Here is a 25,993-nt window from a genome sequence, read left to right as displayed (position 1 = left end):
GCGCGGTCCGTTAGTCGGCCATGCGGCTAACCCTGAGAGTGTCAGAATTAGCCACAGGTATAACTAACCCGCCGGTGCTGGGACACTTGGCCCAGCGCTTATTTCGGCTGTTTGGCCACCCGCAAGTAGGACTTGAGGGTCTTCCAGCCTTCGGGGAATTTCTTTTTGGCCTCTTCGTCGCTCACCGAGGGTGGAATGATGATGTCATCACCCGGCTCCCAGTTCACAGGCGTAGCAACCGTGTGCTTGCCGGTCAATTGCATGGAGTCCAGCAAGCGCAGGATTTCATTGAAGTTCCGGCCGCTGGTCATGGGGTAGATCAACTGGGCTTTGATCTTTTTGTCCGGCCCGATGATAAACACCGCGCGCACTGTGGCGTTATCAGCCGGGGTGCGACCTTCGGCACTGCCGTCTTCGTCCGCCGGCAGCATGTCGTACAGCTTGGCCACGTTCAGGTCGGTATCGCCAATCATCGGGTAATTCGGCGCCGTTCCCTGGGTCTCTTCGATATCCTTGCCCCACTCAGAGTGGTTCTCCACCGGGTCTACCGATAGGCCGATAATCTTGGTGTTGCGCTTGTCAAACTCCGGTTTCAGCTTGGCCATGTAGCCCAGCTCAGTGGTGCACACCGGAGTGAAATCTTTGGGGTGGGAAAACAGAATTGCCCACGAGTCACCAATCCAGTCATGAAATTTGATCTGGCCTTCGGTGGTCTGCGCGGTAAAGTCCGGTGCGGTACTGCCGATTCGCAGGGCCATAAGCTTACCTCCTTAGCGGATTTACGGATTGAAGCGTTGAGATGCGGGTGACGTTGCTGCTTTGCAACCCTGTGCTTGTAAAGTGGGGTTATCTTATCGGAATGAAAGAGCCTCGTTAAATCACGAATTCGCATAACCTATAGCGTGAACGCATATCGAAGTCGCGTTTTTCGGCCCTCAAAAGCTTGTACGTTTAATAAGATGCAAGTAAAATGAATCTTATTAAAAGCAAAGTCCGGGGAGGTCCAATATGAACCCGCTTAAACTGCTTCACGTTGCCCATGCCGGCATGTTGGCTAGCTTCCTGCTCTCGCTCGGAGCCCTGTCGCTGGCGTATGTCTTTTCTCACTCGCTTGGTCTGGCTACCCAGGTGGCGTCCCATATCGCTCTGATTGTCTTCCCCGCTTTCTTCAAATTGGGTTATGTGCTACGCCTGACCGCTCTAAAACAGCTGGGCCGTGCGGTCGACTGACCGGTTTTACTGCGTCCAGGACCCCTGTCACGCCGTGCCTTCGCCCTCGGCTGCCCAAGAGCAGTTGGCCCTCACCATATCGGCCGGTTCTACGGGGCGGCCAACGCCACCGCCGGTGATATAGACGGCGATGGGCTCGGGCCTTGTGTTTTCGTCCCAGAGTACTGCACCGGTAAAGGGCGTAAAAAGCGGTGGCGACCCTCGCTCGCCCTGCGGTGGTGCGCGCCCATGGGCTCTGTGTTGGTGCAATACCGGCTAGCGGCGCCTTATGGTTGGCCCTATCCTTGCAGTATGCTTTTCCTTTCCCGGCTGGGAATAACACTGCTTAAAATGATGGGAGAGCCTCATGTCTTACACCGATACCCTAAACCGCCTGTGCGCCAAAGACATAATGCATGGAAACTTACTGACGGTGTATGAGGGATGGACGATTCACCGACTGGCCGAGTTTTTTATCCGCCGGCAAATTTCCGCCGCGCCGGTGATCGCCTCGGACCACGAATTGGTGGGAGTGGTGAGTGTCAGTGACGTTTGTCACTTTAACGCCATGGATGACGAAGGTCGCGGCGATGCCCTGCGCAATCTCTACCGGGACAGTTGTGGGCAGGAGATCAGTGAAAACGACTTGCGGGCCTGGGTGAAAGCCGCCGATCGTAACTGCACCGTTCATCAGATTATGGTCCCCGAGGTCATAACCGTGGACCACGCCGCCCCCCTCGAACAAGTGGTGGCGACCTTAATAAAGCACCACATTCACCGGGTATTTGTGACCGAGAGTGGAAAAATTAACGGTGTGATTACCGCCATGGATGCCCTGACGGCCCTACACACGCATTTGAAGAAAAGCCCGGCCAACGAAGGCCCCGTCCCGGCGTGACAGGGCACTTGCGCTTGCGGGGCCGCGCGGATAACTCCGTACCGTCACACAAGCGCTCTGGGCAAGGCGCGCGAACGCTAGGCTCGAAAGTCCAACCATAAATGTTGATACCCGCTGGCAGGGTAGTGGGCACCGACCGGGGACCTGCCGGGTGTGGGTGTGAACCCGCCGGTCGCGGCCAGTAACTCTTCAATAAACACTCTAAGCTCCAGCCGCGCCAGCGGCGCTCCGGGGCAGACGTGCAGCCCGGCGCCATACAGCAGGTTTTGGCTTTGATCCCGTCCCCACCGGAAGCGGTCGGGCTCGGGGAAGACTGCCTCATCCCGGTTGGCCGATACCCAGTTGACGGTGACTCGCTCCTCGCAGCCGATGGCACGCTCGCCCAAAGTGACCGCTCGGGTGGCTCGGCGGCGGTTGGTGAGGAGGGGGCCGTGAATGCGCAAAATTTCATCCACCGCTTCGGGAATGTGGTCGGGCTCCCGGCGCAATGTCTCCTGTAGCTCCGGTTGCTCTGCCAGGTACTTCATTAGCAACCCGATGGAAGCGGCGATGGTGCCGACTTCGCCCACGGTCCAGTTTCTGAGAATACTGACAATATCCTCCTCGGAAATGGGTTCGCCGTTGATGCGGCTGTTCATTATCTCCGTGGTCACATCGTTCGGTGCCCCCTCGCCCTGTTCGCGGCGGTTTTCCAACAGTTCGTGAATGTAACGGCTGAAGCGCTGGGCAATTTCGCCCATGGCTTCGCGGTCGCCCGCCAGAGTAGCCTCGTGGTTTTCATGGGCCCACTGGCGAAGGGGCTCCTGCAGGCTGTCGGGCCAGCCGAGAAAAGCGCACTGAATTTTCAGCGCAAAGTTCTCGGCCAGTTCCGGAATAATATCCACTTCCCGACGGTTGAGAGCCTTACCGACCAGCTCGGCGGAGACTTCCCGGCACAGAGGCTCGAACCAAGCCATGCGGGCCCGAGAAAAGAACGGCTCGATCAGCTTTCTGTAGGGGGTGTGCTCGGGCATGTCCAGCCCGTTGGGAACGGACCGGTGCTTGGAGGCCTGATTGCTGAAGGTTTCATGATCCTCCACCACCTTAAGTACATCTTCATGGCGGAACACTGACCAGCCCATATATTGACTATGGGCAACCGGGCACTGGTTCCGCATTTGGTCGAATGCGGCGAGGGGGTGCTCTAGAACCTCCTCGGATCTGGGGTCCCAGTCGTGCTCACTTTTTACATCGGTCATTACTCGTCTCCCAAAAACAACTCCCAAAAACAACGTGCGCGTGCGCCCAGCGCCGCTCCGCTTGGGGGAGGCCGAAGCGAAGCCGGCGATGACGTTGTTATTTTGTGCTGTTGGTTTTGCAGGTTTAGCGGGAAGGGCTAATTCGGCAACGATTGCCGGGGCTCATGTTACAACGCCGGACACAAGCGCTTCCACGGGACTACCGCCTAAGAGTTTGGGGAATACTTCTTCGTGAGTAGAGGGCTTCCGAGCCTCTTTTCACAGTCTAAAAGTAGGTAGCTGAAACGGCTTATGGGGAGTATTCATTCGGGGGAATACTCCGGCACGAGAATTTCTGTTTATATCGAGTTGTGGGTGAGATCGTAACAGCGTCGGATCTCCCTGTAACAGATTGAGATGCGTATGAACAATTGTGCCAGAGAGTATGCCTATCCCGATGGTAAGCCATGGAGTAGCGCTGTTGTTCACGCCGATGCCGAATCCCCAATGAGCAGGCCCGAAGGTGTTTTCATCTTCGGGCTTTTTTTGGTCGGTCGGAAGCGGTGGAGTCAGGGCTTGTCCGCGCCTCACTTTATCTTCCTCGTTATTTCAGCAAGAGGTGTCCTATGAACCTGTGTATTAGGCAATGTTTACTCAGCTTCGGCGCGGTGGTGGTGTTGGCGGGCAACGCCTGGGCCGCCGACCCCGCCAACGGAAAAACCGTTTACCAGCAAAACTGTCAGGCCTGCCATCAGGCCGCCGGGGCGGGCGTTCCGGGCGCCTTTCCGCCCCTGGCGAATAATCCCAATATCGCCGGTAATCCGCAATACCTGGCCGAAGCCATTATTAAAGGCGTTTCCGGGCCACTGGAAGTGAACGGTAAACAATACAACGGCGCTATGCCCCCCATGGGCCATATCGACAACCAGAAAATTGTGGATTTGGTGGCTTACATTTTGTCGGATTTGAATGGTGGGGATGGGGCGATTTCGGAAGCGTCGGTTCAAGCCCTGCGCTAGACATTGAAAGGGACGGTTCTTGATATTGAGAGTGTTTGTTAATGAGTGTGGTTCCCTTAGTGTGGTTCCCTTGGAAAGAGAGTAAAGCGATGAAAACAGTTATGAAATCAGTAGTGTTGGGAGCGGGTGTGGCCTCGGCCTTGTGGTTGGCCGGTTGTTCGCAAACCGCATCGGTTTCTCCGGCGGAGGAGTTTGTTGTGGACGGCCGGGTGTACGGTATGCCCGAAGCTGAAGTGTACCGGGAAGACTATCAGGGCGATGCCGTGGTGGGGGAATACGTGACCGCTTCCCCGCACCTGGCCAAGCTCGATTATGAGGGTAATAAAACGCATCATGTTCGCATGGACACAGTGGCGCAGAAAGTGGAGGTGGCGCCGGGGGTAAGCTATAACGCCTGGACCTATGGCGGCAGCGTGCCGGGCCCGGTTCTGCATGTGCGCGAAGGGGACCGGGTGATTTTTACCATGAAGAACCGCTCGGATGAGGCGGTAGTGGTCACCAGCCCGGCGAAGGATGCGGCGCCCTTCTACCGGCAGCTGGCTGATAACCCATACCAAAAGCCCGGCTCGGCGATTTCTCCCATGCCGCACTCTATGGACTTTCATAGCGGCACCGTCGCCGCTGATGACAAGTGGCGCAGCATCTCCCCGGGGGAAACCATTCGCTTTGAGTGGGTCGCCAACTATCCCGGCGTCTACATGTACCACTGTGGCACCTCCAGCGTGCTGATGCACACCGCCATGGGGCAGTACGGCGCGGTCGTGGTTTCTCCCAAAGAGGGCTACCCCACCGAGGCCGATCACGAATATGTGATCACTCAGTCGGAGTTTTACCTCCAGAAAATGGGTGAGTCTTACATCTACGACCACCAGGCCGCCATGGCGAATAACCCCAGCCATGTCACCTTTAACGGTCACGTTTCTGCGCTGATGGACCAACCGTTGAAAGCCAGTAAAGGCGACCGCGTCCGACTCCACGTGTTGAACGCCGGTCCGAATGGGACCTCCAGCTTCCATGTCATTGGGGCAATTTTCGACCGCGTCTGGTATGAGGGTAACCTGGAGAACGAGTGGCGGGGTATGCAGACCGTGTTGCTCGGGGCCAGTAACGGAGCGGTGATGGAGTTTATCGTGCCTGAAGACGGCCTGTACAAGCTGGTGGATCACGAGTTCCATGACGCCGAACGTGGCGCGGCCGGCGCTTTGATTGCCGCACCGGTTCAATAAGAGGACACAGCCATCATGGGCCTGCCAACCGTTCAGTTTCTCGGAGTCGTGGGGTGGGGATTGCTTATGGCGTGGGCGACCGATGCCCACGCTACCGAGCCCCCGGTAACCGTGCCAGAAGGCACGTTTGAGCACGCGGTACTGCTGGATCGGGATGTCCAGACCGAATGGGTCGATACCTTTCGGGTGGATCCGCGCCCGGTCTCTCGAGCGGACTATGCGGCGTTTGTTCAGGCCCATCCGGCCTGGCGCCGTTCGGCGCTGGCCGGGTTGTTTCAGGATGGAGGGTATCTCAAGCACTGGCATTCAGACCTGGAGCCGAACGGCGAACCCGACGCCCCCGTGGTGCATGTTTCCTGGTACGCCGCCCGGGCCTACTGCCAGGCCCGGGAGGGGGCCTTGCCCACGCTGGTTCAGTGGGAATACCTCGCGAACTTGTGGCGGACGCTAAACGAGCACAGTGACGAAGATTACGCCAACGCCGTTTTCGCCTGGTATGGCGAGCAACGCCCCACCGCCCTGCGGGATGAGGCACTGGGCGTCAGCGGGTTTATAGGTCCGGTGAATGAGTGGCTAGAGGACTACCAGTTGCTATTGGGCAATGGCGACCAGATCGATTTTGGTGGAGGCTCCTGCGGCGATACCGGCCGCCTGATCGCTCGCTACGACAGTGCCCATTACGCCACCTTATTACGCTACCAAATGCGCAGCAATATCTCCCCGGAGACCACCGCCAGTAATCAGGGCTTTCGCTGCGTCTATCCTTAATGGAGGTTATTATGAAATCGGCAAAGCTGATGGGTGTGGCCCTCGCACTCTGGAGCCTGACCACCGCGAATGCCCTGGGGGCCGACACCGGGCACGACCATCACAACCATCACGGCCATGACCACCACAGTGGAATGCACCACACCCCACTGCCGATGGTCTCACAGGTTCCGGAGGGCTCGCTTCACCAACTGGACGCCGTTTGGCAAACCCATCGGGGTGAAGCCGTAACTCTCGCGGATTTGGCGGGGCGGCCGGTAATCGTGACAATGTTATACGCCAGTTGTACCACCGCCTGTCCGGTGTTGGTGCAGGATGTGAAGCGTATCCAACAAGCGTTGCCCGAAGCTCAGCGAGCCCGGACGGCCCTGTTGCTGGTGAGTTTTGATACCGAAGGCGATACGCCCGAAGCGCTGAACCAATATGCTCAGAATGTACGTGCCGACGGCGAGGCCTGGCATTTCGCTACGGGTTCGGCGACGGATGTGCGCACTCTGGCGACTTTGCTGGGCGTTCGCTACCGAAAGAACCCAGAGGGGGGCTATGACCACAGTAACGTGATTGCGGTACTCAATACCAAGGGGGAGCTGGTCCATCGTCATGAAGGGTTGAACCAACCGGTAACAGACGCTGTGAAAGCTGTGAGTCTTGACTAGGCCGGTCGATGTAAGGGAACCTGAGCTTACTTTGCTACCCTATTTGGGGTAGTGTTTGCCTGGGCGTATTGTGGTTAGCTGCGCTCAAGGAGTGAGTATGAACCTATCAGATCGAGCCTCAGTATTTTTTAAGGTATTCGCCAACCTCTCGTCGAGCCTTTTGCCGCGCGCCCTTGCCGCTACGCTGTCGGGGGCCGTGTTCTTTGGGGCCCCGGCGTCCGTCGGTCAGGCCCTGGAGTCTGATGTTACTTCAGCACCCAAGTCCACGGAGGAGGTTATCCAGCTCGCCGAGCGTTTCTGTGGCGGTTGTCACGCGCTCCCCTCGCCGTCGCTGCTGCCCAAGCGCAGCTGGCCGGGTGTGATTGACGCCATGGTAGAGTTGGCACAAAAGCGCACCGGCGGTGAGATGATTCCCCCCGAGGCCGTCCCTCATATTAAGGCCCTTTATTATGGGTCCAGCCCCGAAACGCTACCGAAGCTGCCGCAAGTCACGCCGGCCGACGGCGGCCCTCGGTGGACCGTTGAGCGCATTGGCGAAGGTTCCGCCGTACCCCAAATACTCAACATCCAGCAGGTCGCGCCCGAGGATTTCGAACGCGAGGCGGCACACGCCTTTTTGGTATGTGACGGCGAGCAAAAACAGTTGACCTTGCTGGAGGCCGAGGGCCGTGAGCCCATGCGCTGGCGGGAAACGCCCCTGGCCGACTTTACCTTGCCGATTCAAACGCGGGTGCTGGACTACACCGGCAACGGCCGGATGGACATTGTGGTGGCGGATTTGGGAGAGCTGCCCCCGAGTGGCCGCCTGAAGGGCAAGCTGTACCTCCTTGCTCAGAATGAGAAAGGCAAGTTCGACAAGCGAATGCTTTATGAGGGCCTCGGGCGAATTGCCGATGTGCAGGTGCTGGATATGAACGAGGACGGGCGGTTGGATTTGGCCGTGGCGGTTTTCGGCGGGAATAACCTGGGGGGCGTGCTTTGGCTTGAAAATCGAGGAAAGGACGGATTTGAGCGGCATGCTCTGTCGAGTCTGAGTGGTGCGCTGAATGTGATCCCCGTGGACCTTAATGGCAATGGCCGGCGAGACTTGGTCACCCTGATCGCTCAGGAACACGAAGTGGTGATGGCCTTTATCAACGCGGGGAAAGGGGAGTACCGACCCATGGAAATTGCCCGGGCGCCACACCCCATGTACGGCTTCACTCAACTGCAGGTAGCGGACCTGGACCAGGATGGCCGGCCGGACTTGATTATGACCAACGGCGATGCCTTCGACACCCAGAACGACCCAAAGCCTTACCACGGCGTGCAGTGGCTGCACAATCGGGGCGACCTGCAGTTCGACTATCGCGATATCGGCCGTTACTACGGCGCCGCCAAGGCAACGGTGGCAGATATCAACGGCGACGGCCACCAAGATGTCATCGCCAGCAGTTGGGTCAACCACTGGGAGGACCCCGAGCGCCAATCCATGATCTGGTTTGAAAACGACGGAAAACAGAATTTCCGGCCGCGCGCCCTGGCGGGGAATCACGATGGTATGGTGCCCATGGTGGTGGCGGACCTGAACGGCAATGGCCGAATGGATGTATTGTCCGGCGCGTTTCGTATGGATTTACTGCGAGCGCTTATGACCGGCAAAACCAAAAAGCAGGCCCCTGACCCGTCTGGGGAGGATACACACACAAGGTTGTTTTGGTTGGAACAAGCCCCGCCAAAGAGCCCTAATGCAGTGAACTCCCCCCGCCCGGACGACAGAACCGAAGAGTAAGGTAGAACGTGCAACAACCAATGATTGGCTATCACAAAGACGAAGAAGATCACTGGGTGGCTGAACTGGAATGTGGCCACAATCAGCATGTGCGCCACAAGCCACCCTGGGTGGAGCGCCCCTGGGTGATTACGGAAATGGGGCGGGCGGCCATGTTGGGCGAGCGGCTCGACTGTAAAAAGTGTGATCGGGGCGAGCCTAGAGATAACCTGTGAAAACTCGCACGGCCCACTAGCGGTTGTTCCCAGCTCTTCACGCATAAAAAAAGCGGCTCCCCGAGGGGAGCCGCTTTTCTAGAACCCCAGCGCCGGGGCGCTGAGTTCAAAACTATGCGGGCAAATTAATGCTTAGATAGCTTGAATGTTCTCGGCCTGAAGACCTTTCTGGCCTTGAGTCACATTGAAGCTAACCGCTTGGCCTTCAGCCAGGGTTTTGAAACCTGAACCGACAATGGCGCTGAAGTGAGCAAAAACGTCTGCACCAGACTCTTGCTCAATAAAACCAAAACCTTTTGCTTCGTTGAACCACTTAACTGTACCTGTAGCTGCTGACATAATCGTACCTATAAAAAAACTATTAATGTTGGTCCGTATGGACCGGTGCTGCTGGAAAGATTCTATTACTTAAAAAGACAGGACGATGACGCGCTACTGAGTTGCTAACTACTGGCAGGGATCGAACAGGTTTTTACAATATAAATCAGAACTTCCTAACGCTGCCCATAGTACAGCTTAAAAATCCCCTGTCAATGAATTTCTTTCGCTCTTTTTGAGCTCCTGAAAAAGGTAAGCGAACCCCGCGCGAGTCACTGGGCTCGCGCGGGCTCAGAGGGGCGCGTATAAACTCATCCGCGGGCAATGAGCGGCTCGTGAAAGTCGGTCGGGCCGGTGTTGGCGCTCAGCACGCCGGATTGGTACAGAAAATCGCCAAAGCCCTTGCCGGGCTTTCGCTCCTTGGCAAAACGGCTCAGGAGCGGTTTCAGTTCGGCTAAAATCTCTTCTTCGTCGATGTTCTCCCGGTAGAGGCGGTTTAGCCGCTGGCCGCCCGTGTCCGCGCCCAAATATAAATTGTACTTGCCGGGCGCCTTGCCGGTGAGCGCGATTTCTCCCAGGTAGGGCCGGGCGCAGCCGTTGGGGCAACCGGAAACCCGTAGTTGAATCGTTTCCTGGCCAATACCGGCCTCTTCCATCAGGCCATGAATCTTATCGGTCAGCTCAGGCAGGTAACGCTCGGACTCGGCCATGGCCAGCCCGCAGGTGGGAAAGGCCACGCAAGAAATGGCGTTGCGGGCCAGAGGCGTGCTCCGGCTGCCGTCATCCAGTCCGTAATGGTCCACCAGCTTTTGGATGGCCGAGCGCTCCTTGGCGTTGACCCGCGAGATGATCAAGTTCTGGTTGCAGGTAATCCGAAATTCGCCCGAGTGGATTTTGGCGATGCTGCGCAGGGCGGTGCGTAGTTTCAGTTGCTCAAAGTCCCGAATACGGCCGCTGGGGGTGAACAGGGTGAGGTGGTGAAACCCTTCATCGTCTTCCGTCCAGCCAAAGCGGTCACCGCTGTCTGTGAGGGTATAGTCGCGCAGGGGTTCCAGGGGCCAGCCATGAACTTCGGCAAACCGTTCCTTGAACCAGTCCAGCCCGTAGTCGTCCAGAGTGTATTTGAAGCGCGCATGGGCCCGGTTGGTGCGGCAGCCGTGATCGCGCTGAATTGCGACAATGGCTTCACAGGCATCCACCACTTGATCGGCAGGCACAAAGCCCACCGGGGTGGCCAGGCGCGGGTAGGTTGCCCGGTCGCCATAGGTCATGCCCATGCCGCCGCCCACCGCGATGTTGTAGCCGATGATCTCGCCGTTTTCCTCAATAGCAATTAGACCGATGTCATTGGCCAACACATCGCAGTCGTTGTGTGGGGGCAGGGCAATGGCCACTTTGAACTTACGGGGCAGGTAGCGGTGCGTATAGAACGGCTCCTCTTCCTCCTCGGTTTGTTTTTCCGGCTGATTTAACCAGACTTCCTCGTAGGCGGCCGAACGCCAGTTCAACCGTTCACTAATCTGTACGGCGGCGTTGTACACGGTTTGATGGCTGGCGGAGAGGTGCGGGTTAACGTTGGTCACCACGTTGCGATTCACATCGCCGCAGGCGCCGCGACTGTCCAGCCCGAGCTTGTCCAGGTGCTGAATCAGGGAGGCCAGGTTTTCCTTGAACACCCGGTGAAACTGGAAGGTTTGCCGGGTGGTCAGGCGCAGGCTGCCGTCGGCGAAGCGGTCCGCCACCTCATCCAACCCCAGCCATTGGTTGGGCGTGAGTACGCCGCCGGGCAGCCGCAGGCGGAGCATAAACTGAAAGTGCGGCTCCAGTTTCTGTAGTCGCCGCTCGTCGCGCAGGTCCCGGTCGTCCTGTTGGTACAGGCCGTGGAACTTGCTCAAATGGGTGTCCTCATCGCGCAGCGCGCCCGTGGCCTCATCGGCTAGAGACTCGCGCAGGCTGCCCCGCAGGTAACGGCTTTCGCGTTTGATCTGTTCGGCTTCCGGTAGTGATTCACTCATCAGTACACATCCCGCTGGTAGCGTTTGTCTCGGGTCATCTCACGCAGGTATTGCTCGGCGTTTTCCCGGCTTTTGTGGCCCTGGCTTGCCACCACATCAATCAATGCTTCATGGACATCCGGTGCCATGGCGTTGGCATCGCCGCACACGTAAATGTGGGCACCGTCTTCCAGCCACCGCCAGAGCTCGGCGCCGGCTTCGCGAATGCGGTGTTGCACGTACACTTTTTCGGGCCCGTCCCGGGAGAAGGCCACATCCAGTCGGCTGAGCAGCCCTTGTTTTCGCCACTGCAACCATTCGCGCTGGTAGAGAAAGTCGGTGCGAAAGCGGCGGTCCCCGAAAAACAGCCAGTTTTTACCCGGCTGTTCCAGAGCTTCGCGTTCCTGCATAAACGCCCGGAAGGGCGCTATGCCCGTGCCGGGACCAATCATGACAATCGGTGTGTCGCCGTTTTCCGGCAGCCGGAAATTTTTGTTGCGGTCAATGAATACCGGGGCGCTGTCATCCAGTGTCAATCGATCGGCCAACCAGGTAGACCCCACGCCTTCGCGCGCTCGTCCCCGCTGCTCGTAGCGCACGGCGGCCACGGTTAAGTGCACCTCATCGTCCACCGCCGCCTGGCTGGAAGCGATGGAGTAGAGGCGCGGCGGTAGCCGGCGCAGATGGTCCACCAGAGTTTGTGCCTCCAACCCCTTCACCGGGTAGGCCTGCCACAAATCCAACAGGTCCCGCCCGTGCAACCACTGAATGAGCTCGCGTTTGTTGTCCACCAATGAGTGGAGCGAGGACGAGTCGCTCAGCTTGGCCCACTGCTGTACCGTCGGCGGGGTCAGGCGGGTCAGTTCCAGGTGATGTTGTAGCGCCTGGGAGAGCGTTAAGGGCTCGTCTTTAACGGTGACGATTTGTTCCCCGTCCAGGCCGCTGTGCTCCAGCAGCTGTGCCACTAGCGCGGGGTCGTTCTGGGCGTAAATGCCCAGCGAATCGCCGGGGGAATAGCTCAGCCCCGACTCCTCCAGCGACAACTCAATATGATGCACGGATTTGTCGGACCCCCGGCCAGTGAGCTTCACCCGATCCAGCAGTGGAGCGGTAAAAGGGTGTTTGCGGTCGTACTGGCTTTGCGGTTGTGACGCGCCCGCGGCCGGTCCGCTCGAAACAGTGGCGGAGGCGCCGCCTCCCACCGCCGGTTGAGCGGCGGCGAGCTTGTCTAGCAAGGCGGTGATCCATTGGTCGGCGGGCTCATCGAAGTCCACATCGCAATCGACCCGGTCCGTTAGGCGTTCGCCGCCCAGTTCGGCCAGTCGTTCATCGAAATCGATACCGGTCTGGCAAAAGTGCTCATAACTGGAGTCACCCAAGGACAAAACGGCGTATTGCAACTGAGGCAGCTTCGGGGCTTTGCGCCCGTGCAGGTATTCGTGCAGCCCCAAGGCATTGTCCGGCGGGTCTCCCTCGCCGTGTGTGGAACTAATAATGGCCAGCCGCTGCTCTTTCTTTAGCCGCCGGGCGGGGAAGTCGTTCATATCCAGGCATTCGACCTCCAGCCCCTTGGCCCGGGCCTGCTCGGTCAGCCGTTCGGCCAGAGTTTCGGCGTTGCCGGTCTGAGACCCGAACAGGATCGTCAGCTTGGCACCTTGGGGCTGCGGGGCGGAGGGCGCCTCGCCTCCGGGGCGCAGGGCGGCCCGGTAACCGGCCAAATAGCCCTGAACCCAGTCCAGTTGCTGCTCATTCAGCTCCCGCACCAGGGCATCAACGTGCTGGCGCTGGGCGTCGTTCAATGGCGATGGAGGCAAGGACGCTGTCATCGAAAAAATTCCCGGTTGCGTTGCAAGTGGTGCTTTTAATGGTGAAGCACGCTAACAAAAACTCAAGGCATAGTTGCCTTGGGGTTTAGATGGATGTCTTCTAAGCACAGAACGGAAGGCTTTAAATAATCAGCGCAGCCCCTTAGCGGAGGGGCTTGTGGGCTATATCGCCTTCCTTGCCCTTAAGCATATAGCGCCAATAGAAGGGCGGCAGTAGGTGCTTTTTTACGACCCAATAGAACCGTGATTCCCTAAAGGGGCTCAGTGGCAGTGTGGGCGTCACTTTCGCCCCGTAGGTGAATTCGGCCAGTATCACTTTCCCGTAGGCCGTCACCACGGGGCAGGAAGTGTAGCCGTCGTACCGGGCTTCCAGCGCCTTGCCGTCCAGGTGGGCCAGCAGGTTCTTAACCGCCACTGGCGCCTGTTTGCGCACCGCCGCAGCGGTTTTTGAAGTGGGGAGCGAACTGGCATCCCCCAGGGCGAATACCTCGGGATAGTCCGGGCTCTGTAAACTGTGCGGGTCTACCTTCAGCCAGCCTCCTTCATTGGCCAGGACGCTGTTGCGGACAAACTCCGGGGCGCGCTGTGGGGGCGTGACATGCAGCAAGTCGTAGGGTTCTTCCACCTCTTGAATGTGGCCTTCCGCGTCCGTGACGGCAAAGGTCGCAATGCGTTTTTCGCCATCTACCCGGATGAGATTGTGAGTAAGGTGTACGCCGATACCGTAATTCACCGCGACGTTTTGTAAGTGTGGCACAAAGTCCGGCACGCTGAACAGTGCCCCCATGCCGCTGTAAAACTGGATCGATGCGCTCGGCTCTATTTGACGCTTGCGCCATTGATGTGCGGCCAGATAGGCAATCTTCTGCGGTGCGCCCGCGCACTTTATGGGCGTGGCGGGTTGAGTAAACAGAGCGCGCCCGCCCCTAAATCGGTCAACGCACCGCCAAGTGTAACGGGCCAGGGCCGGGTCATAGTTGCTGCAGACACCCCCTTGACCCAGCGCTTGCGGTAAACCGTCAATGGCGCTCCAGTTCAACTCAATCCCCGGCGCCACTACCAGGGCGTTGTAGTGCACTTGAGTGGTATCGGTGAGGGTGACTAAGCGTTGTTCGGGATGCAGCGCCGTCACTGATTGGTGAATCCAGGTGGCGTGCTTTGGCAGCGTTTGCGCCTGGGGGCGGGCCGTGTCTTCCAGCTTATAGGTGCCGCCACCGACCAGGGTGAAAGCCGGCTGGTAATAGTGGGTGTCTTCGGGCTCAATGATCGCCACATCCAGTTGCGGACGTTGGCGCAGTAGTGAGGCGGCCACCGTGGTGCCGGCGGTGCCGCCGCCGATGATGACGATGTCGTGGTGTCGGGGTTGGCTCATGGCGTGCCTCCTGTCAGGTCGAGGGAGGACGATACCAGCATAAAGATACATTTTAAATATATCTTTTAGAACAGTTTTACTTAAGCTCAGCCCTTCCTCTTATAAAGCGCTCCCGATGACAGGGTGCCGTGCCTTAATTTTCGACATGCGTAAGGCCCAAGAAGATTGAGCTGGATTGGGTATTCGCCGAGTAGTTGGCAGGGGAGTTCTCCGAAGGTAATCGGCCGCAAAACATTGCAGTGGCTGCCGTCATTATTACCGGCGTCGGCGGGAGGGTTAAGCGGGCACGAACGAGGTACCCCAAAAGGCGTCTTGTGTGAGCGCACCGGGCGCATTAGTCTGATAAAACTTGGGGACGGGTATTACGTGAAACTTGGTTCCCGAGTAGCTAGCCTGGCAGGCGAGTTTCCTTAGTCTGCCGCATACCGCATTGAGGGGCGGCGGTTGCCGCCCCTGCTTTTTTCCTCCTTAGAATTTGTAACGAACACCCACTTGGTAACGCGCACCGAGATCCTCAAGATATTGAGTCAAACGGGCATCGCGGGTACGCCAGCGTACATTCTCTTCAGTCAGGTTCAGGCCTTCGAAGAACACACTGAACTGTTCATTGATGTCGTACGAGACACTCATATCCCACTGATAGTACTCATCCACATACACCGGGTTATTGGAACCGCCCTGGTTGGTTTGACGCAGGAACTCGTCGCGCCAGTTCCACGCCAGCCGTGCCTGAAGGCCCTGATTTTCGTACATCATAACCAGGTTGGCGGTGTCGCTTAGGCCCAGTAGCGCGAACTGTTCGGCATTCGGGTCGGCGGTATCATCAAAGCCGATATCGCCGTCCACCAGAGTGTAGTTCGCCTGCAGACCAAAGCCGGTGTCACCGAAGAAGTGCTGAAATGCGAGCTCCATTCCGTCAATAGCCGCTTCGCGCTGGTTGATGGGGAAGGTCGTCCGCCACTGAACCAGGGGGCTATCCTCGTTGGGGGCAACGTCGTACTCCTGAATCATGTTCGCCACGAAGTCCGTATCCAGCTGGGAGGCGTTGTCACTGTCTACTTCAATGGCATCCGGGCCGTTGGGGAAGTCACCCGGGTTGTCCAGGATGGCGGTCATGGTGAACAGGCTTTCCGCGTTGACCGAAATGCCTCTGCTCTCCAACTCCTGCTCGGCTTGTTCGACCAGCGGCCCGGCACTCGGGTCCCGCATGCCAAAGTGCGGCTCATTGCGCACGCCCGAACCAATAAAGTTTTCTACGTCCTTGCGGAAGTAGCCAACCGAGGCGTAGCTGCTGTCGTCGAAGTACCACTCTAGAGACAGGTCAATGTTGGTGGATTCCAGCGGGTCGAGTTTCGGATCGTTCTTACTGGCGGACGCTGTGCCACCGAGGTAGGTAGGGTTGTCCTGCTGGAAGTTGCCCACCGAGACGTACAGGTTGCCATAGTTGGGGCGGGCGATGGTCTGACTGGCGGAGAACCGCGCGAGAAGGTCCTGGGTAACCGAAACGCTCAAGTCCAAGCTGGGCAAAAGGTTCTCGTAGCTGTGGTCTTCGGCTACAAAGGCTTGGTCCTCCGAATACACAGTAGTCTGGAAGTCGTTATCGCTCTCCCAGGGACGGTACTGAGGGACTTCCATTAACGCGGCGGACGTTACATCGGTTTCCTCGTAGCGAAGCCCGAGCAGCAGGTCGGTTTCCAGTCCGGCCAAGGTAAAGTTGTTTTGATATTCGACAAAGGCGGCGGTAATTTCCTCGGTCACTCGGTTGTCATTGGGGTGCTGGTCCAGCGCCGCGCAATTCCATTCGCCATCGTAGTCGCCGTAAATGCCCAGCGATTGTTGACACAGCCCATACACATCAATGGCACGCATGCCGACGGTGCTCATCTTGGAGGTGTCGTAGTCGTCATACTGTGCGGCAAAGTTAAAGGGGTGGAGAATGTTGTGCAGTTCACCCGGGTTACTGACGTTCCAGTTGCCCAGTTGTACCTGGCGGTTGGAGTTTTGCTGACGCATCTCCATTTCCCGGTATTCCAGGCCGAAGTCCAAGGTGCTCTGGTCGAACGACTGAGTGCCGCCGAACTGAACCTGAGCGATGTCTGTTTCCTGAGAGGCGTAAAAGACCCGCCCTTGCTGGGTGCCGAAGTCGGGCTCGTCAAAGCGGTCATTGTCATTGGTGTTGCTATCGTCCCAGTCAAAGGCGCCCTGGGGAAGATCGCTCCCGAACCAGAAATACTGACGCTCACCGACGGGGGCGCCTATACTCATGGCAATTTCACCGGCCTGGCCAGGTCCATCGGGCATGTTGTCCATGCTGGAATCGTGGGCGTCAAACCTTAAGGTTAGTGAGTCGCTGACATCCCACTCGGTATTGACCCCCAAAGAGCTCAGGGTGTTGTGTTGCTCACGCCACTGCTGCTCGTAACCCATGTCTTTGTTGTTCAGGTTTTCCTGAATATAGACAGGCACGGCAATGTCCCCGGAGCTGTCGAAATCCACTTGTTCGACACTGGAGCTGTTACCGATCCAGAGCGCCCACTCACCGCGATGCTCGGAAATTTTCATGTCCGCATAGGTATAGTCCACCGTAACGGTCACATCCTCACGGGGGGCAAACTGGGCGGTCACCTGGGCGTTGGCCCGGTCGCGCTTGCGTTCGGAGTAGGCCCAGCGAAAATCGTTGGGGCGGGCAAATAGCTGGCCGTCGCTGGGTTCGCCATTGACCACCGCGGTCATGTTGTTGTCTTCGTCACGCGTCCAGCTAAAGCCCTGGTTCTCTCCGGCGTCGTGCGCCTCGGCGTCCCAGTAGGCCATGTTCCAATTGTTCTCGGCGGCATTGGCGGTGGCGGAGTTGCGCTTGGAGTAGCTGGCGGTGACCGCCAAGCCGACAGTATTGGCGCTATTTTTCCAACTAAACAGGCCGGACACTTCCGGAGTAATATCTTCGCCACTCTCCCCCACGGTGGTGTCGTGCATGGCCTTGGCGCTCAAGGACAGCTCCAGCGGGTCATTCTCCAGAGGCTTGGTGGTGGTGATGTTTACGGTGGCCCCGATACCACCGGTGGGCACAGAGGCTCGGCCGGTCTTGTAAACACTGACCCCTGCCACACTTTCCGATGCGAGGTTGGAAAAGTCGAAAGCTCGGGTCGCGCCGCCGGACGTCCCACCGGCGCCGCTACCGCCGCCATAAGTGTAGCCGGAGGGCAGGGTGCGCCCGTTGAGGGTCACCATATTGTTGGCGGCACCGAAGCCGCGCACGGTAATTTGCGAGCCTTCCCCGTTTACCCGGTCAATGGAGACACCGGTAATGCGCTGTAGGGATTCGGCGAGGTTTGAGTCGGGAAACTTGCCAATGTCTTCTGCGGAAATGGCGTCCACCACGCCGGAAGAATCTCGTTTGATATCCATGGCACGATCGAGAGAAGCGCGCAAACCGGTGACGACGATCTCCTCAAGCTGACCGGCCTCCTGCGCCAGTGCTGGGGCCCCGAGCGTGCTCCCCATTAAGGTGGCGATGCTTGCCGATAGTAAGCGTTTTTTAACCAAACTGCGGTTTGTGTTCATTGGATCCTCCAATATTATTGTCGAATGTTATTACTTATAGTGCTCGAATTGGGAACAGTGTCCTTCATTAGACGACTCTGCGAGAGGGCATAATGTGCCTCTACGCAGAGGCTCCAAAATGAACCCATATAGTCCAAAAATCTATTAGGCTGGTTGGGTATTTATGATCGCTGGCCGATTACCTACAGGGGAGGGGGATGGAGGTACCGAGCCCTATGCGCAGGAGAGTGCCGCTTTTGGGGAATGGTCAATGCGGGGTGAGACTGACTATGATGGCGCCTTATGGGCACCGCTGAGACCGGGTATTGTCCCTCGCTTGGCTTGCGAGCACGCAGGCAACCAGTACAGGGAATGTACTGGCCTTCTTTTTTTCTTGGATTTTTGCTTTTGCCTTTCGGGTATTTATACCTTTCGTAAGGCGCTTGCAGCGCTAACGTTGCAGGGCGGCGCCGGAGCTTTTGTGAGGCGGGTGGTTATGGAGAGGCGAATGCTTACAGGCCCCTCTCCATAGGCGGCTACCCGTGGGCAATCTGCAATGGGGTACCTTGGCGATCAAATACCAGTAGGTTATTGATCATGCCGTTGCGGATGGCATGAATGACTTTTTCAATGGCATCGTCAATTGCTTTGGGTGTGGGCAGCTTTCCCTCGGCTCCGGGTAGCGCCGCTACAAACACCGCGTCCCAGTCCTTATCTACCTGCTTCGCTTCCTCAACAAAGGCCGAAAAGTCTTTCAGCTCCTTTGGCTGTTTATCGATGCCCGCCAGTGGCGCCAAGTGGCCGCCGTGACCTTCCGCGAAGGCTTTGGCTTGCTCTTCGGTGTGGCCGTTGGGTAGCTCGCGCTTGGCCAGTACCAATAGCAGCTTCTGCGGTTCGCTCTGTTGGCGGGCGATGGCCAGAAAGTCGTCAAAGTGGCTGAGCTCAAAGGTTGTCATGGGGTGGTCTCGTCCGGTTTGGAAAGGGAGGCTGCTACTGTCTGCCTATTGTGCATACTTTGGGGGCGCTCTGTCATTCCCCCAAATGGGTAGGCCCTTATGGGAATATCGAAATTGAGCCCCGGGCAGTAGGCTAGCCGTTCACCTGCCGTTGCCCCTCTTCTCGCGATGGCGGCAGGTGATATTCAAAAGCCTCTGGGTGCATGGAGCGCACCTTTTTTTGAAGAGTGTATTTGAAGCGTTTAAAGCAAGAGTTTTCAGTGGTGACAAGGCTCCCAGCGTTGACGCCGAGCCCAGAGAGCGTAGGGGCGCCTCACGTCGAGGCCAGGTGGGTCACCAGCCGGTAGACCGGTGCGGGCATCAGCTCTTCGGGGGCCTGACTGTCCAGAAAGTTTTTCAAGGCCAGGCCCAGTTCGGTGTTTCCTTCAATGGCGAGTTTGCGACGAAAAAACAGCGTGTCCGGGTCGACCTGCCCGGCGATCACACTCAGTAGGTCGCGCAGTTCCGCGCGGAAGGTAACATCCGGTGCGACCGCTTTCATCGAAACGCATAGCCGCCGCCCAAGTAGAGTGATTGAGAAGGCCAGATGAATATCCGAGACCACAATACGAACACGACGACCACGCATAAAGTCCAGTTCCCCCTGCTGGAGAGGCTGGCTGAACGCGTGATTCAGGCCCATCGATAGGGCCTGCTGGCGCACGGGCCGGGGAAGGGTTTTATTGGCCCAGCGAGCCAAGCTCGCCGCGCGCTGAGCATGGGCTATAGAAGTGGTTGAGCGGGATTGAGTGGCGTACATAACGAGGCACCTCCTAAATCGGCATGCTACCAAAGCCTGGTAGCCGCGCCACTTATCCTGAAGAGGTACACGTCCCGAAGAGGTACACGGCGCTAAGAGGTATGAGATCGTGGAATTACTTTGTCCGGCAGGCAGCTTGCCTGCACTAAAAACGGCGCTCAAAGAGGGCGCCGATGCTATTTACGTGGGTTTGCGCGGCGACACTAATGCCCGGCACTTTGCCGGCCTCAACCTGGATACCCAGGGGCTGCGCGAAGCGGCTCGACAAGTGCACCGCCAGGGGCGGCGGTTGCACGTGGCGATCAATACCTTTGCGCACCCCACCGACTGGGGAAGCTGGCAGATGGCCGTGGACGAGGCGGTGAAGGCCGGTGCGGACGTGTTGATCCTGGCGGATATGGCCGTGTTGGCGTACGCCGCCGAACGTTACCCGGAGGTGGAGCGGCACCTGTCAGTACAGGCCTCGGCCACCAATGCCGCGGCCGTTGAGTTCTATCGGCAGGCCTACGGGGTCACCCGGGTGGTACTCCCGCGGGTACTGTCGATGCAGCAGGTCTCCGCACTGGCCCACACCGTCAGCACCGAGCTGGAAGTGTTCGCCTTTGGGAGCCTGTGCATTATGGCGGAGGGGCGTTGTTATCTGAGTTCCTATATGACCGGGGAGTCGCCCAATAACTCCGGCGCTTGCTCGCCGGCGAAGTTCGTCCGCTGGGAAGAAAGCCGGGGCGTGCTTGAATCCCGTTTGAACGGCTACTTAATCGACCGGTTTGCCGGTGGGGAAAACGCCGGGTACCCAACGTTGTGCAAGGGCCGCTTTGAAGTGGACGGGGAGCGCTATCACGCCCTGGAGGAGCCCACCAGCCTCAACACCCTGAGTTTGCTGCCCGAGCTGTTTAGAGACGGCATCAAGGCGGTGAAGATCGAGGGCCGACAGCGCAGCCCCGCCTATGTGGGCCAGGTGACACGGGTGTGGCGCCAGGCGATTGATCGGTTGCTCAACGACCCGGAGCGCTATCAGGTCCATCGGGACTGGGACCGTACCCTGGCGGGACTGTCCGAGGGGCACCAGACCACCATCGGGGCCTATCATAGGAGCTGGCGATGAGGGCACATCCAATGTTAAAAATAAGCGTAGGGCCCATTTTGTACTTCTGGCCCAAAGAGCAAGTACAGCGCTTTTACGCCCAGGTGGCGCAGTCGGACGCGGACATTGTCTATCTGGGGGAAACCGTCTGTCCCAAGCGACGGGAGTTGCGGCTTGAGGACTACTTGGCCCAGGCGCATCAGCTACGCGAAGCGGGCAAGGAAGTGGTACTATCATCCATGACCTTGCTGGAATCTCCGGCGGACCTGCGCGAGCTGCGCCGTTACTGCGACAACGGGGAGTTTGCCGTGGAGGCGAACGATATAGGAGCCGTGGGCTTGCTGCGCGAAGCCGGTCTGCCCTTTGTCGCCGGTGCGGCGATTAACTGCTACAACCCACAGACCCTGCGCCAGTTGGTACAGTTCGGTATGCAACGCTGGCTCATGCCCGTGGAGCTCTCCCGGGAGTGGTTGTCCCAAATACTGAGCCATCCGGACATTGAGGATATTCGCCCGACCTTTGAGGTCGAAGTCTTTGGTTTCGGGCACTTGCCGCTGGCCTGGTCGGCGCGCTGTTTTACCGCCCGCTCGGAAAATCGTCCCAAAGATCAATGCGACTTGTGCTGCATCAAATACCCCTCGGGCCGGCCCGTTTACAATCAGGAAGCCGAACGGCTGTTTGTGCTCAATGGCATACAGACTCAGTCCGGCGACCGATACAACCTCATTGGCGAACTTCCGGGCATGGCGGGCCTGGTGGATGCGGTTCGGCTCAGCCCCGAACCCGAGGGCACACTGGACTGGCTGGCGCGCTTTCGCGCCGCCAGCCGGGGAGAAGCCGCCGGCGGTCGTAGCCCCGACGATGTGAACGGGTACTGGCATAAAATGGCCGGTATCGTGCAAGTTGATGCCCACTGAGGCAACTGGCGTATTGCGCGCTGTATGAATCACGACAAAATTTGAACAGAGGCCGACGAATGACAGAGCAATCCAAGGACACCATAGCCCCCGCGGTCGAACTACAGCCGGCGTCTCAAGACATCTGGGACCAGAAATACCGCCTGAAAGATCATCAGGACCAGCCGGTGGACCAAACCATCGATGCCACCTGGGAGCGGGTGGCGGACTCCCTGGCCGAGATCGAGCCCAAGCGCAAGGCCCACTGGCGCGAGCAATTTTTGTGGGCCCTGCAAAACGGGGCGATCCCCGCCGGGCGCATCATCTCCAACGCCGGCGCCCAGGCTTACAAGCCCGCCACCTCCACGATCAACTGCACGGTCTCCGGCACCATCGGCGACTCCATGGAGGACATTCTGCAAAAGAATGTCGAGGCGGGCCTGACCTTGAAGGCCGGCTGCGGCATCGGCTACGAGTTCTCCACTTTGCGCCCCAAAGGCGCCTACGTGGCCGGTGCCGGGGCCAACACTTCCGGGCCGCTGTCGTTTATGGATATCTACGACAAGATGTGCTTCACCATCTCTTCCGCCGGTGGGCGGCGCGGTGCGCAAATGGCCACCTTCGATGTTCACCACCCGGATGTCAGCGAGTTCATCCGCGCCAAGCGCGAGGCCGGGCGGCTGCGCCAGTTTAACCTATCACTGTTGATCACCGACGATTTTATTCAGTCGGTAAAGTCCGATGCGACCTGGCCGTTGAGTTTCCCTATTACCGAGAATGACCTCAAGCGCGAAGGGTTGGATAGCGACAACCCGGAACAGGTGGTCTGGCGCCGTTTGGATCACCTGGCCGAGAAGTACCTGCGCAACGAACAGGGTGAAGTGGCTTGCAAGGTTTACAAAAAAATTCCGGCCCGGCAGCTGTGGAACCAGATTATGCGCTCCACCTACGACTTCGCCGAACCGGGCTTTATTTTGATCGACCGGGTCAACCAGTGGAATAATAACTGGTTCTGCGAAGACATCCGCGCGACTAATCCCTGCGGTGAGCAACCCCTGCCGCCCTACGGCAGCTGTCTGCTCGGCTCGGTGAACCTGACCCAGTGCATAAAGCACCCGTTCACCGAACAGGCCGAGTTTGACTGGGAGAAGTTCCGCAAGCTGGTATCCATCTTTACCCGAATGCTGGATAACGTGGTGGAGATTAACGGCCTTGCGCTGCCCGAGCAGCGCGGGGAAATTGAACGCAAGCGTCGCCACGGCATGGGCTTTCTGGGTCTGGGCTCGGCGCTGACCATGCTCACCATTCCCTACGGCAGCCCCGCCTCCATTGCCTTTACCGAGCAGGTGAGTAAAGAGCTGGCACTGGCGGGCTGGCGTGAAGCGCTGGCGCTGGCGAAAGAGAAGGGGCCCGCGCCGATTATGGAGGAAACCTTTGAGGTCACGCCTATTATGCTGGCCAAACAACCCGAGCTGGCCGAGCAATACAAGGTGGGGGATAAAATCTCCGGCAAGGTGTTGTGGACCCGCTACGGCCGTTATATGCAGCAGGTGGCCGAAGAAGACCCGGAGCTGGTGGAAGCGTTGGCTGAAACCGGCGGGCGCTTTACCCACCACTCCTCAATTGCGCCCACGGGCACCATTTCTCTGTCCCTGGCCAATAACGCCAGCAACGGCATTGAGCCGAGTTTTGCGCACCATTACGCCCGCAATGTGATTCGCAGCGGCAAGAAGTCCAAGGAAAAAGTGGATGTGTTTTCCTACGAACTGTTGCGCTATCGCCAGCTGGTGGAACCCAAGGCCAAGCCCTACCCCCAGCCCGGGGAAACCGGTTTGCCGGAGTACTTTGTGGTGTCTGACCAGATTACCCCGGAGCAACACGTAGACGTACAGGCGGCCGCTCAGAAATGGATTGATTCCTCTATTTCCAAAACCATCAACGTGCCAACCGAAATTGCTTACGAGCGGTTCAAGGATATTTACCTCTATGCCTATGAAAAACGGCTAAAAGGCTGCACGACCTTCCGCTTTAATCCGGAGGCGTTTCAGGGCGTGCTGGTTAAGGACCACGACCTGGAAAATACCGCCTATGTATTTGAACTGGAAGACGGCCGAAAGGTGGAGCTCAAAGGCAACGAAGAGGTGGAGTACGACGGTGAAATGCACACCGCCGCGAATTTGTACGAAGCGCTGAAAGAAGGCTACTACGGGAAGTTTTAAATTATGAATGCCAAAGTCATCGACAAAAAGATCACCGGTTTTTCCATTAAAAAGCCCGAACCGGAAAAAGAGCCGGACATCGAGCGGATGCACGAGAAATTCGAGCGCCCCGAAACTCTGGAAGGCAGTACCTACAAAATTAAGACGCCTTTGTCCGACCACGCCCTGTACATCACCATCAACGATGTGGTGTTAAACCCAGGCACGGACCACGAAGTGCGCCGTCCTTTCGAGGTCTTTATCAATTCAAAAAACCTTGAACACTTCCAGTGGGTGGTGGCTCTGACGCGGGTCATTTCAGCCGTTTTCCGCAAAGGCGGCGATGTGACCTTCCTGGTGGAAGAGCTCAAAGCGGTGTTTGATCCCCAGGGTGGTTACTTTAAGTCCGGCGGCCGCTTTATGCCCTCACTGGTGGCGGAAATCGGCGACGCCATTGAAACCCACATGAAACGCATCGGGCTGATTGAGGAAGAGGCGCTTTCCGAGGCGCAAAAAGAGGTGTTGCACGAAAAGCAAATCGAGTACGAACAGAAGCATCGCATTGAGCATACCAGCGAGGAGTTTCCGCCTACCGCAACCCTGTGTTTGAAGTGTCATACCAAGGCGGTCATCGTCATGGACGGTTGTAAAACCTGCTTGAACTGCGGGGCCTCTAAATGCGGTTAATCGAGTCGGTCCAGTGACGTCATTAAACGGGGGAAAGTAAAAAACACTCCCAGTTGATTTGCGTCAAGGCGACGGAAAGCGGTGATAGTAAAGTAGGCGTCTCATGCTGTTGGTTTGGGAGCAAGACGATGGACGAGACGCAAAAACCGCTAGTTTACGCCTGCTCGGGACGCTCCAACGTGGCCCAGTTGGCGAATGACATCGCCGTGGTAATGGACCGGGAAGGGCACGCGGACATGTCTTGTATCGCCGGGGTAGGCGGCGACGTGCCTAGCCTGGTTAAAGTCGCCAAATCCGGCCGGGATATCTGTGCCATTGACGGCTGTCCGCTCGCCTGCGTTAAACACTCTCTCGCCCGCCACGGCGTGACGCCGAAATGGCATATTGAATTGACGCGGCTGGGGGTTAAAAAGCGAAATCGTGAAGCCTGCTCCATGCAAGAGCACTACGACGTACTGCACAGTGTTTATAACAAGTTGGGGATTATTGCGACAGGGGAGTAGTTCACGGTCACGCATACCCCTTAGCTTCACGCTGGCACAGAGGGACGTGAAGGAGAAGGCCTTTCAAGACCGTGGAGCGGGGGACCCGCGATTCGAGCCTACAGGGCCGCTCCTTGGCATCCCTGCCATCGCGGCATTAGTGACTCCCTTCACGTCAGGTATGTACGGCGTGTCTTGAAAGGCCTTCTCCTTTACGGCCCGGGCGTGACTTATACGGCTGTGTTACTCAGGCGGGGCTCAACACGACGACGCGCCCTTATCTGACCTGGCCCTATAGACCGCCGAGTTCGTTACCGCCTCAAATGCCCCACAAAATTACACGGCCCCTGCCGGGCATCCAACTGCGGTTGCAACAACTTCGTCCACCCGGTTCGGCACGCCCCGGTAGAGCCCGGCAAACAGGCAATCAATGTCTTGTTCGCCAACCCCGCCAGCGCCCTGGATTGAATCGTGGAAGTGCCAATTTCCTCCCAGGAGATCTGCCGGAACATCTCCCCAAACCCTTCCACTTCTTTATCGAAAAGGGGCTTCATCGCCTCCGGAGTGGAGTCTCTATCGGTAAAACCGGTGCCGCCGGTAATCAGCACCACTTGCACCTTTGAATCCGCAATCCAGGCCGATACCTGGGCTCGAATCTGATAAATATCATCCTTCAACAGCGCTCGGTCCGCGAGCTGGTGGCCTTCTTCCTGAAGGGCATCCACCAGGTATTGACCAGAGGTATCGTTCTCGTAGGACCGGGTATCCGAAACGGTTAATACCGCTATGTTCAGAGGTTCTTTTTCTTTGGGTAAGGCGTGCGCCATGGGAAACTGCTCCGTAATGAAAAGAGGGCGTTACT

Annotated in this window: 23 protein-coding genes; 13 read left to right on the top strand and 10 right to left on the bottom strand. The window is 57.9% G+C overall.

Translation table 11 applies throughout. The annotated features are described in order from the left end of the window. Window positions 1-98: 98 nt before the first annotated feature. The gene (locus AAE514_RS05850) at window positions 99-758 is read right to left on the bottom strand and encodes a peroxiredoxin (RefSeq protein WP_347330586.1); all 660 of its coding nucleotides are present in this window, start codon (window positions 756-758) and stop codon (window positions 99-101) included. A 250-nt stretch (window positions 759-1,008) separates the two neighbouring features. Between AAE514_RS05850 and AAE514_RS05845 the strand changes: the two genes are divergently transcribed. Both AAE514_RS05845 and AAE514_RS05840 read left to right on the top strand, forming a co-directional pair. Continuing rightward, window positions 1,009-1,230 carry a hypothetical protein gene (locus AAE514_RS05845; protein ID WP_347330585.1) on the top strand — a complete coding sequence of 74 codons (222 nt, stop codon included), beginning with the start codon at window positions 1,009-1,011 and terminating at the stop codon, window positions 1,228-1,230. Window positions 1,231-1,576: 346 nt separating this feature from the next. Next, entirely contained in the window at window positions 1,577-2,107 is a 531-nt protein-coding gene (locus tag AAE514_RS05840; RefSeq protein WP_347330584.1) for a CBS domain-containing protein, read from the top strand. Between the two features lie 77 nt (window positions 2,108-2,184). Here the strand turns inward: AAE514_RS05840 and AAE514_RS05835 are convergent, their stop codons facing one another. Then, on the bottom strand, window positions 2,185-3,345 hold the full coding sequence (locus tag AAE514_RS05835; protein WP_347330583.1) for a cytochrome P450: 1,161 nt from the start codon (window positions 3,343-3,345) through the stop codon (window positions 2,185-2,187). Between the two features lie 605 nt (window positions 3,346-3,950). Between AAE514_RS05835 and AAE514_RS05830 the strand changes: the two genes are divergently transcribed. The 6 genes from AAE514_RS05830 (at window position 3,951) to AAE514_RS05805 (ending at window position 8,979) form a co-directional block, all read left to right on the top strand. After that, window positions 3,951-4,343: a c-type cytochrome gene (locus AAE514_RS05830; RefSeq protein ID WP_347330582.1), complete on the top strand. Its 393-nt coding sequence runs from the start codon at window positions 3,951-3,953 to the stop codon at window positions 4,341-4,343. 101 nt (window positions 4,344-4,444) lie between these two features. Beyond that, window positions 4,445-5,569, top strand: coding sequence for a multicopper oxidase domain-containing protein (locus AAE514_RS05825; RefSeq protein ID WP_347330581.1), 1,125 nt, complete (start codon window positions 4,445-4,447; stop codon window positions 5,567-5,569). A gap of 15 nt (window positions 5,570-5,584) precedes the next feature. Beyond that, on the top strand, window positions 5,585-6,337 hold the full coding sequence (locus tag AAE514_RS05820) for a formylglycine-generating enzyme family protein (protein ID WP_347330580.1): 753 nt from the start codon (window positions 5,585-5,587) through the stop codon (window positions 6,335-6,337). 11 nt (window positions 6,338-6,348) lie between these two features. Then, window positions 6,349-6,993, top strand: a complete 645-nt coding sequence (locus AAE514_RS05815) for an SCO family protein (protein WP_347330579.1) — start codon at window positions 6,349-6,351, stop codon at window positions 6,991-6,993. 97 nt (window positions 6,994-7,090) lie between these two features. Continuing rightward, entirely contained in the window at window positions 7,091-8,764 is a 1,674-nt protein-coding gene (locus tag AAE514_RS05810; RefSeq protein WP_347330578.1) for an FG-GAP repeat domain-containing protein, read from the top strand. An 8-nt stretch (window positions 8,765-8,772) separates the two neighbouring features. Continuing rightward, complete coding sequence (locus AAE514_RS05805) at window positions 8,773-8,979, top strand: DUF3565 domain-containing protein (RefSeq protein WP_347330577.1); 207 nt, start codon at window positions 8,773-8,775, stop codon at window positions 8,977-8,979. 132 nt (window positions 8,980-9,111) lie between these two features. Here the strand turns inward: AAE514_RS05805 and AAE514_RS05800 are convergent, their stop codons facing one another. From AAE514_RS05800 to ubiT, 7 genes are all read right to left on the bottom strand, one after another. After that, window positions 9,112-9,318 (bottom strand): cold-shock protein, encoded by a 207-nt coding sequence (locus AAE514_RS05800; protein WP_347330576.1) that lies wholly within the window; start codon window positions 9,316-9,318, stop codon window positions 9,112-9,114. A gap of 290 nt (window positions 9,319-9,608) precedes the next feature. Further along, window positions 9,609-11,312 carry an assimilatory sulfite reductase (NADPH) hemoprotein subunit gene (gene cysI, locus AAE514_RS05795; protein WP_347330575.1) on the bottom strand — a complete coding sequence of 568 codons (1,704 nt, stop codon included), beginning with the start codon at window positions 11,310-11,312 and terminating at the stop codon, window positions 9,609-9,611. Continuing rightward, window positions 11,312-13,117, bottom strand: coding sequence for an assimilatory sulfite reductase (NADPH) flavoprotein subunit (locus AAE514_RS05790; protein ID WP_347330574.1), 1,806 nt, complete (start codon window positions 13,115-13,117; stop codon window positions 11,312-11,314). The genes cysI and AAE514_RS05790 overlap by 1 nt, the downstream gene beginning before the upstream one ends. 142 nt (window positions 13,118-13,259) lie before the next feature. Beyond that, entirely contained in the window at window positions 13,260-14,489 is a 1,230-nt protein-coding gene (locus tag AAE514_RS05785; protein ID WP_347330573.1) for an NAD(P)/FAD-dependent oxidoreductase, read from the bottom strand. A gap of 468 nt (window positions 14,490-14,957) precedes the next feature. Then, on the bottom strand, window positions 14,958-18,050 hold the full coding sequence (locus AAE514_RS05780; RefSeq protein ID WP_347330572.1) for a TonB-dependent receptor: 3,093 nt from the start codon (window positions 18,048-18,050) through the stop codon (window positions 14,958-14,960). 515 nt (window positions 18,051-18,565) lie between these two features. Then, complete coding sequence (locus tag AAE514_RS05775) at window positions 18,566-18,985, bottom strand: hypothetical protein (protein WP_347330571.1); 420 nt, start codon at window positions 18,983-18,985, stop codon at window positions 18,566-18,568. Window positions 18,986-19,298: 313 nt separating this feature from the next. Beyond that, window positions 19,299-19,784 (bottom strand): ubiquinone anaerobic biosynthesis accessory factor UbiT, encoded by a 486-nt coding sequence (ubiT, locus tag AAE514_RS05770; RefSeq protein ID WP_347330570.1) that lies wholly within the window; start codon window positions 19,782-19,784, stop codon window positions 19,299-19,301. A gap of 109 nt (window positions 19,785-19,893) precedes the next feature. Between ubiT and ubiU the strand changes: the two genes are divergently transcribed. From ubiU to AAE514_RS05745, 5 genes are all read left to right on the top strand, one after another. Beyond that, on the top strand, window positions 19,894-20,889 hold the full coding sequence (ubiU, locus tag AAE514_RS05765) for a ubiquinone anaerobic biosynthesis protein UbiU (RefSeq protein ID WP_347330569.1): 996 nt from the start codon (window positions 19,894-19,896) through the stop codon (window positions 20,887-20,889). Window positions 20,890-20,900: 11 nt separating this feature from the next. Beyond that, a complete protein-coding gene (locus AAE514_RS05760; RefSeq protein WP_347330568.1) occupies window positions 20,901-21,785 on the top strand; it encodes a U32 family peptidase in 885 nt (294 codons plus the stop codon). A gap of 59 nt (window positions 21,786-21,844) precedes the next feature. Beyond that, a complete protein-coding gene (locus AAE514_RS05755) occupies window positions 21,845-23,983 on the top strand; it encodes an adenosylcobalamin-dependent ribonucleoside-diphosphate reductase (protein WP_347330567.1) in 2,139 nt (712 codons plus the stop codon). Window positions 23,984-23,986: 3 nt separating this feature from the next. Then, window positions 23,987-24,649, top strand: a complete 663-nt coding sequence (locus AAE514_RS05750) for a TSCPD domain-containing protein (protein ID WP_347330566.1) — start codon at window positions 23,987-23,989, stop codon at window positions 24,647-24,649. 128 nt (window positions 24,650-24,777) lie between these two features. Further along, window positions 24,778-25,152: a putative zinc-binding protein gene (locus tag AAE514_RS05745; protein WP_347330565.1), complete on the top strand. Its 375-nt coding sequence runs from the start codon at window positions 24,778-24,780 to the stop codon at window positions 25,150-25,152. Window positions 25,153-25,442: 290 nt separating this feature from the next. Here AAE514_RS05745 and moaB read toward each other — a convergent pair whose 3' ends face one another. Next, window positions 25,443-25,958 (bottom strand): molybdenum cofactor biosynthesis protein B, encoded by a 516-nt coding sequence (moaB, locus tag AAE514_RS05740; RefSeq protein WP_347330564.1) that lies wholly within the window; start codon window positions 25,956-25,958, stop codon window positions 25,443-25,445. Between the last annotated feature and the right edge of the window lie 35 nt (window positions 25,959-25,993).

Source organism: Marinimicrobium locisalis, from assembly GCF_039822625.1.
Classification (GTDB): Bacteria; Pseudomonadota; Gammaproteobacteria; order Pseudomonadales; family Cellvibrionaceae; genus Marinimicrobium; species Marinimicrobium locisalis.
Note: the sequence above shows the minus strand (reverse complement) of the source record. Positions and strands in the feature narration are given on the sequence as shown.

What these genes read in the sequence shown, in the direction of transcription:
- AAE514_RS05850 (WP_347330586.1), bottom strand. Translation starts at nt 758, where the DNA reads ATGGCCCTGCGAATCGGCAGTACCGCACCGGACTTTACCGCGCAGACC.
- AAE514_RS05845 (WP_347330585.1), top strand. Translation starts at nt 1,009, where the DNA reads ATGAACCCGCTTAAACTGCTTCACGTTGCCCATGCCGGCATGTTGGCT.
- AAE514_RS05840 (WP_347330584.1), top strand. Translation starts at nt 1,577, where the DNA reads ATGTCTTACACCGATACCCTAAACCGCCTGTGCGCCAAAGACATAATG.
- AAE514_RS05835 (WP_347330583.1), bottom strand. Translation starts at nt 3,345, where the DNA reads ATGACCGATGTAAAAAGTGAGCACGACTGGGACCCCAGATCCGAGGAG.
- AAE514_RS05830 (WP_347330582.1), top strand. Translation starts at nt 3,951, where the DNA reads ATGAACCTGTGTATTAGGCAATGTTTACTCAGCTTCGGCGCGGTGGTG.
- AAE514_RS05825 (WP_347330581.1), top strand. Translation starts at nt 4,445, where the DNA reads ATGAAATCAGTAGTGTTGGGAGCGGGTGTGGCCTCGGCCTTGTGGTTG.
- AAE514_RS05820 (WP_347330580.1), top strand. Translation starts at nt 5,585, where the DNA reads ATGGGCCTGCCAACCGTTCAGTTTCTCGGAGTCGTGGGGTGGGGATTG.
- AAE514_RS05815 (WP_347330579.1), top strand. Translation starts at nt 6,349, where the DNA reads ATGAAATCGGCAAAGCTGATGGGTGTGGCCCTCGCACTCTGGAGCCTG.
- AAE514_RS05810 (WP_347330578.1), top strand. Translation starts at nt 7,091, where the DNA reads ATGAACCTATCAGATCGAGCCTCAGTATTTTTTAAGGTATTCGCCAAC.
- AAE514_RS05800 (WP_347330576.1), bottom strand. Translation starts at nt 9,318, where the DNA reads ATGTCAGCAGCTACAGGTACAGTTAAGTGGTTCAACGAAGCAAAAGGT.
- cysI (WP_347330575.1), bottom strand. Translation starts at nt 11,312, where the DNA reads ATGAGTGAATCACTACCGGAAGCCGAACAGATCAAACGCGAAAGCCGT.
- AAE514_RS05790 (WP_347330574.1), bottom strand. Translation starts at nt 13,117, where the DNA reads ATGACAGCGTCCTTGCCTCCATCGCCATTGAACGACGCCCAGCGCCAG.
- AAE514_RS05785 (WP_347330573.1), bottom strand. Translation starts at nt 14,489, where the DNA reads ATGAGCCAACCCCGACACCACGACATCGTCATCATCGGCGGCGGCACC.
- AAE514_RS05780 (WP_347330572.1), bottom strand. Translation starts at nt 18,050, where the DNA reads ATGAACACAAACCGCAGTTTGGTTAAAAAACGCTTACTATCGGCAAGC.
- AAE514_RS05775 (WP_347330571.1), bottom strand. Translation starts at nt 18,985, where the DNA reads ATGACAACCTTTGAGCTCAGCCACTTTGACGACTTTCTGGCCATCGCC.
- ubiT (WP_347330570.1), bottom strand. Translation starts at nt 19,784, where the DNA reads ATGTACGCCACTCAATCCCGCTCAACCACTTCTATAGCCCATGCTCAG.
- AAE514_RS05760 (WP_347330568.1), top strand. Translation starts at nt 20,901, where the DNA reads ATGTTAAAAATAAGCGTAGGGCCCATTTTGTACTTCTGGCCCAAAGAG.
- AAE514_RS05755 (WP_347330567.1), top strand. Translation starts at nt 21,845, where the DNA reads ATGACAGAGCAATCCAAGGACACCATAGCCCCCGCGGTCGAACTACAG.
- AAE514_RS05750 (WP_347330566.1), top strand. Translation starts at nt 23,987, where the DNA reads ATGAATGCCAAAGTCATCGACAAAAAGATCACCGGTTTTTCCATTAAA.
- AAE514_RS05745 (WP_347330565.1), top strand. Translation starts at nt 24,778, where the DNA reads ATGGACGAGACGCAAAAACCGCTAGTTTACGCCTGCTCGGGACGCTCC.
- moaB (WP_347330564.1), bottom strand. Translation starts at nt 25,958, where the DNA reads ATGGCGCACGCCTTACCCAAAGAAAAAGAACCTCTGAACATAGCGGTA.